12 protein-coding genes and 1 pseudogene are annotated in these 10807 nt (G+C 35.1%); 2 read left to right on the top strand and 11 right to left on the bottom strand.

Annotated features, from left to right (window positions below):
- Nucleotides 1–118 precede the first annotated feature (118 nt).
- The 6 genes and pseudogenes from ACH2BV_RS12810 to ACH2BV_RS12785 form a co-directional block, all read right to left on the bottom strand.
- Complete coding sequence (locus ACH2BV_RS12810; RefSeq protein ID WP_395051124.1) at nt 119–874, bottom strand: SGNH/GDSL hydrolase family protein; 756 nt, start codon at nt 872–874, stop codon at nt 119–121.
- Between the two features lie 40 nt (nt 875–914).
- Complete coding sequence (locus ACH2BV_RS12805; RefSeq protein WP_395051123.1) at nt 915–1697, bottom strand: DUF3050 domain-containing protein; 783 nt, start codon at nt 1695–1697, stop codon at nt 915–917.
- A 92-nt stretch (nt 1698–1789) separates the two neighbouring features.
- Nucleotides 1790–2968, bottom strand: a complete 1179-nt coding sequence (locus ACH2BV_RS12800; RefSeq protein ID WP_395051122.1) for an acyl-CoA dehydrogenase family protein — start codon at nt 2966–2968, stop codon at nt 1790–1792.
- A 156-nt stretch (nt 2969–3124) separates the two neighbouring features.
- The gene (locus tag ACH2BV_RS12795; RefSeq protein WP_395051121.1) at nt 3125–3865 is read right to left on the bottom strand and encodes a tRNA1(Val) (adenine(37)-N6)-methyltransferase; all 741 of its coding nucleotides are present in this window, start codon (nt 3863–3865) and stop codon (nt 3125–3127) included.
- Between the two features lie 104 nt (nt 3866–3969).
- Nucleotides 3970–4494 (bottom strand): ribosome maturation factor RimM, encoded by a 525-nt coding sequence (gene rimM, locus ACH2BV_RS12790; protein WP_395051120.1) that lies wholly within the window; start codon nt 4492–4494, stop codon nt 3970–3972.
- A 187-nt stretch (nt 4495–4681) separates the two neighbouring features.
- Nucleotides 4682–5287, bottom strand: a pseudogene (locus tag ACH2BV_RS12785) (30S ribosomal protein S16); the annotation flags it as partial.
- A 199-nt stretch (nt 5288–5486) separates the two neighbouring features.
- Here ACH2BV_RS12785 and ACH2BV_RS12780 point away from each other — a divergent pair.
- Both ACH2BV_RS12780 and ACH2BV_RS12775 read left to right on the top strand, forming a co-directional pair.
- Nucleotides 5487–5954 (top strand): DUF6252 family protein, encoded by a 468-nt coding sequence (locus ACH2BV_RS12780; RefSeq protein WP_395051119.1) that lies wholly within the window; start codon nt 5487–5489, stop codon nt 5952–5954.
- Nucleotides 5955–6123: 169 nt separating this feature from the next.
- Nucleotides 6124–6486: an RNA-binding protein gene (locus ACH2BV_RS12775; RefSeq protein WP_338407406.1), complete on the top strand. Its 363-nt coding sequence runs from the start codon at nt 6124–6126 to the stop codon at nt 6484–6486.
- Between the two features lie 70 nt (nt 6487–6556).
- Here ACH2BV_RS12775 and leuB read toward each other — a convergent pair whose 3' ends face one another.
- The 5 genes from leuB to leuD are packed head-to-tail and all read right to left on the bottom strand — an operon-like array spanning nt 6557 to nt 10656.
- Complete coding sequence (gene leuB / locus ACH2BV_RS12770; protein ID WP_395051118.1) at nt 6557–7618, bottom strand: 3-isopropylmalate dehydrogenase; 1062 nt, start codon at nt 7616–7618, stop codon at nt 6557–6559.
- Nucleotides 7619–7659: 41 nt separating this feature from the next.
- A complete protein-coding gene (locus tag ACH2BV_RS12765) occupies nt 7660–9183 on the bottom strand; it encodes an alpha-isopropylmalate synthase regulatory domain-containing protein (RefSeq protein WP_395051117.1) in 1524 nt (507 codons plus the stop codon).
- A 51-nt stretch (nt 9184–9234) separates the two neighbouring features.
- On the bottom strand, nt 9235–9744 hold the full coding sequence (locus ACH2BV_RS12760; RefSeq protein WP_395051116.1) for a GNAT family N-acetyltransferase: 510 nt from the start codon (nt 9742–9744) through the stop codon (nt 9235–9237).
- Between the two features lie 3 nt (nt 9745–9747).
- A complete protein-coding gene (locus tag ACH2BV_RS12755; protein WP_395051115.1) occupies nt 9748–10056 on the bottom strand; it encodes an antibiotic biosynthesis monooxygenase family protein in 309 nt (102 codons plus the stop codon).
- Nucleotides 10057–10059: 3 nt separating this feature from the next.
- The gene (leuD, locus tag ACH2BV_RS12750) at nt 10060–10656 is read right to left on the bottom strand and encodes a 3-isopropylmalate dehydratase small subunit (protein WP_395051114.1); all 597 of its coding nucleotides are present in this window, start codon (nt 10654–10656) and stop codon (nt 10060–10062) included.
- Nucleotides 10657–10807: the final 151 nt, after the last annotated feature.

Below are 10807 nucleotides of genomic sequence, written 5' to 3'. Positions count from 1 at the left end.
AAAGTGCTTGTAACAGGATTTTAAAATCCTGTTACAAGTACTTTTTTATTGTCTGAAAACAACGCTAATCAAAATAAGCAATGTTTTTCAGTGTCCTCCCATATTTACATTAGATTTTTTAATTTTGTGTTGCAAAAATGGCCTTTGGCAAAATTCGTTCTATAAAATAAGAATAGGCTAGTTCCGAAGGATGTAAGCCGTCTGTTGCAACCAACTTTGGATTCAGCAAACCCTGTCTGGTAATATCTGTAATGTTTATATATTCTATGTTATTATCCAAGCAATACTTTTGTGCATAAGCATTATACTTATCTATTTCCGTAGAAATTTTAGCAGGGTTAACAGATTGCTGCCCGAAAGGGGTATAAGCATAATCTGGAATGGAAACTACAATTACATTCGTTTTATCTCCTTTTGCAAGCGCAATTGCTTTGTTAATTAGTTCAGGAAATTCGTATTGATAAACCTGAAAATTTAGGTTTTGATATTGGTTATTAACACCAATTAAAAGTGTCACTAAATCATAATTTGTTGTTGGATTTTGGGCATTAATTGCCGAAATCAAGTTGGTCGTCGTCCATCCCGTTTGTGCAATAATTTTTAAAGAAGTTACATTTCCAAGACTCTTTTTTAATTGTTCAGGAAATCTGCAAGTTTCACATACGCTTTGACCAATGGTGTAACTATCACCAAGTGCCAAGTAGTTAATCTCTTTAACAGGCGTTTGTGAAGGAGTATTGGGAATTGGAATTAAAATAGTTCCTGATGATAATGATTTTGGATTGACTTGTTCATCAGGATTTCCAACACTACAACTAGATGCTAAAAGCAACAAAAAAGAGGCAAACACAATTTTGAATAAATTCTTTTTCATTTTTAAATTGGTGTTAAATTTAGTTTTCTATTAAATAAAATTAAGCTATTTCCATTTTCATCATAATTTGTTCTTCAATGGCATCCCATAACCCGATTCGTTTTTCTAGTGCCAAAATCGAAATTTCTTCAACATCAGTCCACTTTTGGGCATCAGTTCCGCAAAGTTCTGTTATCATTTTCATCGCCATAGGCCCATGTTCATCTGCATCTAATTCGATATGTCTTTCAAAATAGTAAATCAGTTTGCTTAAATCATTTTCAGGGAAATTAGCTTGAAAGTTTCTTAATATCTCGGTAAAAATTGATGGGATTAAATCTTCTCTTCCAAAGGTGAAAGCTGCGGCAATTTCATGTGATTTGCCTTCATCAATAACCCTAAACGTAAAATCCAAAAAGGCTTTAATATTTGGATGTAAATTGCTTTTTTTAATTGCTACAAATATATTGTGAAGCGAATTAACTTCAGATAAAAAATTTTCAATACCGGTTGTATTTGCGCCACATGATTTCATTGCTTCAATATACATTTCATAATGGCTTTGGTGACGGCCATCAATAGTTAAATCAGTTTCTTCAGCAAGAACAATTTCATTAATCAAATACCTTGTTTCAGGATTTTTAGAAGGAAACCAAGGCGTGGTTGTACAAGTTAATTTGGCTTGTAAAGCCTTTAATAATGACATAAAATCCCAAACCGCAAATATATGATTTTCTAAAAAGCAGTTTAAGTCCTCAATAGTTTTTACTTTGTTATACAATGAATGATCTAATAACAGTTCTTTTTGAGGTTGAATTTTATGATTTATGTTTGCAATATTCATTGTTTATTTTTTTTCTATAAAAATAAAAAAGCTTCCTGTTTCCAAGAAGCTTTTACTATCGATTTTATGAATAGTTTAATAGTTGTTTATCATTACTTGAAAGCTGGAATTCCCGTAATGTCCATTCCCGTTATCAATAGATGAATATCGTGCGTTCCTTCATACGTAATTACTGACTCTAAATTCATCATGTGTCGCATGATGGAGTATTCACCTGTAATTCCCATTCCACCGAGCATTTGTCGTGCTTCACGGGCAATATGAATCGCCATATCCACATTGTTTCTTTTGGCCATTGAGATTTGAGCCGTTGTGGCTTTTCCTTCGTTTCTCAAAACGCCCAATCTCCAAGTTAGCAATTGTGCTTTGGTGATTTCGGTTATCATTTCGGCCAATTTCTTTTGTTGCAATTGAGTTCCGGCAATAGGTTTGTCAAATTGGATTCTTTCTTTAGCATAACGCAAAGCTGTGTCATAACAATCCATTGCAGCGCCGATTGCTCCCCAGGCAATTCCAAAACGTGCTGAATCCAAGCATCCAAGCGGAGCTCCAAGACCTGATTTATTTGGCAATAAATTTTCTTTAGGCACTTTTACGTTATCAAAAATCAATTCTCCAGTTGCCGAAGCACGAAGTGACCATTTATTATGTGTTTCCGGAGTTGTAAATCCTGGCATACCTCGTTCTACAATTAAACCATGAATTCTACCTTCTTCATTTTTTGCCCAAACTATAGCAATGTCAGCAAATGGTGCATTCGAAATCCACATTTTGGCACCATTCAATAAATAATGATCGCCCATATCTTTGAAATTGGTAATCATACTTCCCGGATCAGAACCGTAATTAGGTTCGGTCAAGCCAAAGCAACCCATAAATTCTCCGGAAGCCAGTTTTGGTAAATATTTCATTCGCTGTTCCTCGTTTCCGTATTTCCAAATAGGATACATTACTAATGATGATTGAACCGAAGCAGTTGAACGAACACCAGAATCGCCTCTTTCGATTTCCTGCATAATCAAGCCGTATGAAATATGATCCAAACCTGCACCGCCATATTCTTCTGGAATATAAGGTCCAAAAGCACCAATATCAGCCAAACCTTTAATGATTTGTTTTGGGAATTCTGCTCTTTGAGCAAAGTCTTCGATGATTGGAGAAACTTCACGTTTTACCCATTCACGTGCTGAATCACGTACTAATTTATGTTCGTCTGTCAACAATTCGTCGAGGTTGTAGTAATCTGGAGCTTGAAATAAGTCTGGTTTCATATGTTAGTCATTACGAGAGCAACGAAGCGAAGCAATCGGTTAATAATTGTCTTGCAAATCTACACAAAGAAATATAACAAAACAATGATGAAATGTTATATTTTTAAAAATATAAAAAAGGGATATCAAAATTCAAATATTGAATTTAAACGGGTGCTACATCTTCAAATAAAAATTCTTCGTCAATTCGATGTATTCTGGAGTGTAAATATGTCGTGAGGTTTCAATAATTAGTTCATCAATAGGGAAACCTTGATTTTGGTTTCGGCTAAAAGCCAATAAACTGCGTTTGGTTTCGGTAGTTGGAGTTCCTTTTACACGAGTAATTTTTATGGGAAATAATTCCTGTTCTTTGGCAAGAGCTAAGAAAGTTGACTCTTCTTTGAAAGGAATAATAACGGAAAAGATTCCGTTTTCAGAAAGCAACAAAGCGGCAGCTTCAATCAAATCATCGAAAGGCATAGCGTCTTGAAAACGTGCTAAATCTCGTTGTTCATTTTCGGATTTGTAATCTTCGGTATAAAAAGGAGGGTTGGAAACAATTAAATCATATTGCTGCGCCAGTTCGCTTTCGCTCGGGTCGTCTTCGGGTTCTTCAACAAATTCGTCCAAAGCTGCGTGAAAACAAAACAAGCGGTCATTCCAAGGGGAATTTTCAAAATTATCAGTAGCTTGTTCATAAGCGTTTTCGTCGATTTCGAGAGCGTCAATTTGGTTTGCCGAACTTCTTTGAGCTAACATCAAAGCGATAATTCCAGTTCCAGTTCCAATGTCTAAAATGCTGTAAGGATTGTTTTCGATAGGAGTCCAAGCACCAAGCAAAACGCCATCAGTACCAATTTTCATAGCACATCGGTCTTGTTCAAGATAGAATTGTTTGAATTGGAATTTGGACATAAAGATTGCTGATTGTAGATTAATGAATGCTGACCCGAGCGATAGCGAACTGGCGAAGCATTTCAGATTTTTGAGCAACTGAACACTAAAAACTAAACACTTTTCTAAAGGTACATTTCAATCAGACCTTCAGGCAAATCCATAATGACTTTTTTGTTTTCCCTGTCAATTTTCACAAGAAAATGGTCAATCATTGGAATAAGAATCTCCACTTCTCCATTTAAAACTTCGAATAAGGGTTGGGCTGTGGAATCATTTATAGATTGAATTTTTCCAACAATGCCAAGACGTTTGTCTTCGACTTCAAAACCTATTACTTCGTGAAAGTAGAATTTATTGCCGGTAAGTTTTGGCAATAGTTGCAAAGGAAGGTATAAGTCGTTACCTAAAAGTGCATCAGCTTCTTCTTCGGTATTTACGTCTTCAAAACGGATTCTAAGAAAGTCATTTTTGTGAAGCGAACTGCTTTCAATAAAAAAAGGAACCAAGTGTTTGTTGCATTCAACAAACACTGATTCCAAGTTTTCGTATAACTCTGGTTCGTCCGTGTCTAAATAGGCTAGAACTTCCCCTTTAAAGCTAAATTTTTTTGCGATTTTACCTAAATAGAAACAATCTTCTTTACGCATCCTCGCTTGAAAATTAGGCTTCTTTTGTTTCGTTATTTTGCTCCGCCTGTTCGCTAGCGCTCGAGTCTTGTGCAGCAGGAGTTTCTTCAACTTCAGCAACTGGAGCTTCTTCAGCAACAGGAGTTTCTTCAACTGCAACTTCAGCAACAGGAATTTCTTCGACTGCAACTTCTTCAACAACAGCTTCAACTTCTGGAGTTTCTTCAACTTCAACTTCAGCAACTGGAGCTTCTTCAGCAACAGGAGTTTCCTCTTCTGTAACTTCTTCAGCAGCAGCTTCAACTTCTACTTCAGCAACTTCTTCTTCAATAGCAGGAGTAGCAGCAGCAATAGCATCTGCTTCAGCTTGTGCGGCAGAAGCTAAACGTTTTGCGTTTACAGCTTGTTCTGCTTTGAAAGCTTTAGTTTTAGCATCAGCTTGCGCTTTTGTCAAACCTTCTTTTTTAGAATCTACTTTTCCTGATTTTGCTTCTAACCATTCAGCTAATTTTGCATCAGCTTGTTCTTGAGTTAAAGCTCCTTTACGAATACCACCATCAAGGTGATGTTTCAATAAAGCTCCTTTGTAAGAAAGAATAGCTTTAGCTGTTTCAGTAGGTTGAGCACCATTGTGCAACCATTTTACTGCGCTATCAAGATTTAAATCGATAGTTGCAGGATTTGTGTTTGGATTGTAAGTACCAATTTTTTCTAGGTATTTACCGTCTCTTTTTGAGCGAGCATCAGCTGCTACAACCCAGTAAAAAGGTTTTCCTTTTTTACCGTGTCTTTGTAATCTAATTTTTACTGACATAATCTTATGATTAAATTTTGAGGTACTCGACCTCGATTAATTAAGGGTGCAAAGATACATTTTTTATCGATAAATACTAATGAGATTTGTATTTTAATGAATGACACTGTATTATGTCGATTTTCAATGTGAATTTTCAGTTCAATTTCAATTTTTTAATCAAAATAATATACTTTTGTGAAGATCAATATCACAAATTATGAAAAAACAACTTCTATATATACTCTTGTTAATTGCTTTTATTTCTTGCCAAGATGATGTAAAGTTTAACAGCCCTTCTTTTGAAGGTCAAAAGGATAATGTGTTTTGGAGAGCCATTGATTCTAAAGCTATACTTGCCACAAATGGTTCTTTAAGTATTGAAGCCTATACTAGAAACGAAAAGCTGACGTTAAAAACCACTTCTAAAAATCTTGGAGCTTATATTTTAGGAATTAACAATTTGAATACTGTAGCTTATGTTCTAACGGATGCCAATGGCACTATAACTTTCTCAACTGGAATTGGTAAAGGGAATGGTGAGATTGTCATTGAAGAATATGATGTAGTAAATAAAACAGTTACAGGAACATTTAAATTTAATGCAGTGAATGTAAATAATAATCCATTGGCTGGACCGCTTTTGAATTTTCAATATGGTCACTTTTATAAAGTTCCAGTGAAATAACGTGTTAGTTTTGAAATTTGAGTAAATTTTATAAAAAACTCTTGTAATCAGGGCTTTTGGAACCTAAATTTGAATATTTCACAAAAATATTAAGTATAAATTAGCTAATACATAGTAGATTAGAGAAAAATAAGACTACATTTGTGCCAATTATTATAAATAAGTACATATGAATATTTTTGTTGGAAGCCTTCCATTCAGTATTGAGGAAGCAGATTTAAGAGAGTCTTTCGAGGCTTACGGTGCAGTTGATTCTGTAAAAATTATCACTGATAAATTTACTGGAAGAAGTAAAGGATTCGGTTTTGTTGAAATGTCAAATGATGACGAAGCTCAAAAAGCAATTGATGAGTTAAACGGAGCGACTGTTCAAGGTCGTGCTATTGTAGTGAATAAGTCTGAGCCAAAACCAGAAGGCGAAAGAAGAAGTTTTAACAGCAACAGCCGTGGTGGAGATTCACGCGGAGGTTATGGTGGTGGAAACAGCCGTGGTGGAGATAACCGTGGTGGTGGAAACAGAGGAGGATATTAATATTTTCTTTTAATACATAAAAAAAGGTGTCAATGTAAATTGACACCTTTTTTGTTTGGATATTATTGGTTTACAAATTGGCAACTAACCAATCTCCAACTTCGCTAGTTTTATAAGCTTTGGCTCCTTTTGTCGCCAAATCTTCGGTAACAATTCCTAATTCCAGTGATTTGTTGACAACAGTTCTTATTGCTTCAGCTTCTTCTTTTAATCCAAAAGCATCTTCAAACATCATCGCTGCTGACAATACTGTTGCCAATGGATTTGCAATATCCAAGCCTGTAGCTTGTGGATAAGAACCGTGAATTGGTTCATACAATGAAGTGTGTTCACCAACAGATGCTGACGGCATTAATCCCATCGAGCCTGAAATTACCGAAGCTTCATCAGTCAAAATATCTCCAAATAAATTTTCGGTAATTAATACGTCATAAGAATTTGGCCATTGAACCAAACGCATTGCAACTGCATCAACAAATTCGTAGCTAACTTCTACTTCAGGATAATCTTTTTCCATAGCTTGTACCGTTTCTCTCCACAAACGGGAAGTTTCTAATACGTTAGCTTTGTCAACACAACACAATCTTTTGCTACGTGTCATAGCTAATTCAAACCCTTTCTTTGCCAATCTTTGCACTTCAACTCTGGTGTAAGTACACGTATCGAAAGCTGTTTCTCCACCATCTTTTCTTCCTTTTTCTCCAAAATAAATTCCACCAGTAAGTTCTCTCAAGAAGATTAAATCAGTTCCTTCAATACGTTCTCTTTTCAATGGAGAATTATCTATCAAAGATGGAAATGTAAATGTTGGACGAACATTGGCAAACAAACCTAATTTTTTACGCATCAACAATAAACCTTGTTCTGGTCTTACGGTTGCTTTTGGATCATTGTCATATTTTGGGTGTCCGATGGCTCCAAACAAAACAGCATCGGCTTTCATACAGATTTCGTGGGTTTCATCAGGATAAGGAACTCCAACAGCATCTATGGCACAAGCACCTGTTAATGCTGGCTTCCAAGTGATTTCGTGGTTGAATTTCTTTGCAATGGCATCAGAAACTTTTACTGCTTGACTGATTACTTCGGGACCTATTCCGTCTCCTGCTAAAAGGGCGATATTAAATTTCATTAATTTTTTATTGTATTATTATTTTTTCGGTTTTTTATAAGTTAGGCTGTTGCTATGTTCAGCATTTTTTGTGTTGCTTTGATTGCAGCAACGGTTTGGTCTGAATCTAGTCCTCTCGTTTTGAATTCTTTTACGCCGTTAGTCCAAGTGATTATAGTTTCACATAGTGCATCTGAACTACTTCCTGGAGGAATTCGAACCGCATAATCAATAAGTTTGGGTAGCGTCATCTTTTTGCTTTTATATATTTTTGTCAAAGCATTCATAAATGCATCAAACTGTCCATCTCCTTGGGCATTTTCTTCAATTATTTCACCGTCAATTTTTAAACAAAGTGTAGTAGATGGTCGCATTCCTTTGGAGTGAACTAAGACATATGACTCAATTACAATTTTGTCTTCATAAGTTTGACTGTCTAATACATCAGAAATAATATAAGGTAAATCTTCTTTGGTAACTGTTTCTTTTTTGTCCCCTAATTCAATAATTCGTTGGGTAACCAACTTTAAATCTTCTTGATTGAGATGTAATCCTAATTCCTGAAGGTTTTTTTCAATATTAGCTTTTCCAGATGTTTTTCCCAAAGCATATTTTCGTTTTCTGCCAAAACGCTCCGGAAGCAAATCATTGAAATATAAATTATTTTTATTGTCTCCATCCGCATGAATTCCGGCTGTTTGTGTAAATACATTGTCACCCACAATAGGTTTGTTGGCTGGAATTCTATAACCTGTAAAAGTCTCGACAAGTTTACTCACTGAGTATAAAGAAGATTCCCTAACATTGATTTTTACTTCCGGAAGGAAATCATTTATCACAGCAACTACACTTTCTATAGGAGCATTGCCAGCGCGTTCACCCATTCCGTTAACGGTAACGTGCAAGCCGTCGATTCCCGCTTTTACTGCTTCCAAAACATTGGCAACGCTTAAATCATAATCATTATGTGCGTGAAAATCAAAATGAATATTTGGATATTTAGCAGTTATTTTCGAAATATATTCAAAAGTTTGCGACGGAATTAGAACGCCTAAAGTATCCGGCAACAATATCCTTTTGACTGGTTGAGTTGCCAAAAATTCCAAGAATTGAAACACATATTCAGGAGAATTCCGCATTCCATTACTCCAGTCTTCCAAATAAATATTAGTTTCAATATTGTTTTCCTTTGCCAATGCAATGATTTCTGCAATTTCTGCAAAATGTTGTTCGGGCGTTTTTTTCAATTGATGAGTCAAATGATTCATTGAACCTTTGGTCAATAAATTTTGAACTTTAGCTCCCGCTTTTTTCATCCAATCTATTGAAAGGCCACCATCAACAAAGGTCAAGACTTCGATTCTGTGGCAATAACTTTTTTCTTCAGCCCAAGCCATAATACCTTTTACGCCTAGAAATTCACCTTTACTTACTCGTGCCGAGGCAATTTCGATTCTATCAATATTTAATTCTTCCAGCAACAATTGCGCAATGGTTAATTTTTCTGCAGCAGAAAACGATACTCCGGAGGTTTGTTCACCATCTCGAAGTGTCGTATCCATTATTTCAATTTTTCTTTTTTCCATTTTGACTGTGTAAATTCTCTTTGTATTATAATTTATTTTCCTTTAAGACAGTTAATTTTCAATCTCAATTTGAAATAAACTTAATGTGATTCCTTCATAATGTTTAGGCAATCCTTTGTATTCTGGCGTTATCACACCTAGAAAGTCAAACCCACATTTTTGATAATATTCTATTAATGATTCGTTGTCGCCCCAAGTATCCATTCTCAAAAAATCTAATTTTTTTTCTTTGGCAAATGGAATTCCCCATTCAATAATCCTTTCAACAAAATGCTGTCCTCTAAATTTTGGATGTGTCACAATTCTATGAAAATAAACCGCTTTGTCTGTGTTTTTTTCTTTCCAAATACTTTCATCTTCAAAAGTAATAGCAAAAACACAGGCGATTTCATCATCAATAATCAACTTCCATTGTCGGTTTTCTGCAATCTCTTTGGTAACCAAATCCCTGTCAAAACCTTGCCATTGTTTATTGAATTTCGTCTTTTGATATTCAACAGCTAAATCATAAAATTTAAAAATTTCATCAATATCTTGTATTGTGCTTGGCTTGAAATTCATTTATTAATCATTTTTTTTATACTCCAAAACCATCTCAAAATGTTCCACTATTGGAAACGGATCATAATAATGATGGAGCAATTTTTTCCATTCTAAATAGTGTTCGGATTGTCTAAAACCAATGGTATGATCTTCCAATTTCTCCCAATCAACAAGTAAAATGTATTTATTTTCCTGTTCTATGCACTTTCGTAAACTATGTCCTGAATACCCTTGAATCGAACTTATGTATTGACGGGCAATCTCAAAATCTTTTTCAAATTGTTTTTCTTCTCCTTTTTTTACGAAAAGGATGGCCACTTCTAGAATCATTTTTTAATAAGGCAATTTATCAGCAAATTCCACAATCTCCTTTTTAATGTTTTGCAAATAATCTATATCGTCAAAACCATTAACCATATTGTCTTTTTTATAACCACTGATGTCAAACGACTCTTTTTCGCCAGTTGCTTTAAGTGCAATTGTTTGTTCTGGAAGGTTGATTTCCAATTCTGTTTTTGGGTCAGCTTCAATAGCTTTGAAAATTTTATCAGCAAATTCAGGACTTACCTGAACCGGCAAAACACCAATGTTCAAACAGTTATTTCTAAAAATATCAGCAAAAAAGCTAGAAACTACCGCTCTAAAACCGTAATCGTAAACTGCCCAAGCCGCGTGTTCTCTTGAAGAACCAGAACCAAAGTTCTTTCCTCCAACAAGGATTTTTCCGCTATAAGTTGGGTTGTTTAAAACAAAATCAGTTTTTGGAGAACCATCATTATTGTATCTCCAGTCACGGAAAAGGTTGTCGCCAAAACCAACTCGTTCTGTTGCTTTCAAAAAACGAGCAGGAATAATTTGATCCGTATCTACATTTTCAATAGAAAGCGGAACTGCGCTACTTGTAAGTATATTAAATTTGTCGTAAGCCATTTTATATATTTTCTAGAGTGACTATTTCACCCGTTACTATTATTTTATTAATTCTCTTGGATCTGTCAAAACTCCTGTAACAGCAGCGGCAGCAGCCATAAACGGACTTGCTAACAATGTCCTTGAACCTGGACCTTGACGTCCTTCAAAA

This window comes from Flavobacterium sp. (genome assembly GCF_043780635.1).
Lineage (GTDB): Bacteria > Bacteroidota > Bacteroidia > Flavobacteriales > Flavobacteriaceae > Flavobacterium.
Note: the sequence above shows the minus strand (reverse complement) of the source record. Positions and strands in the feature narration are given on the sequence as shown.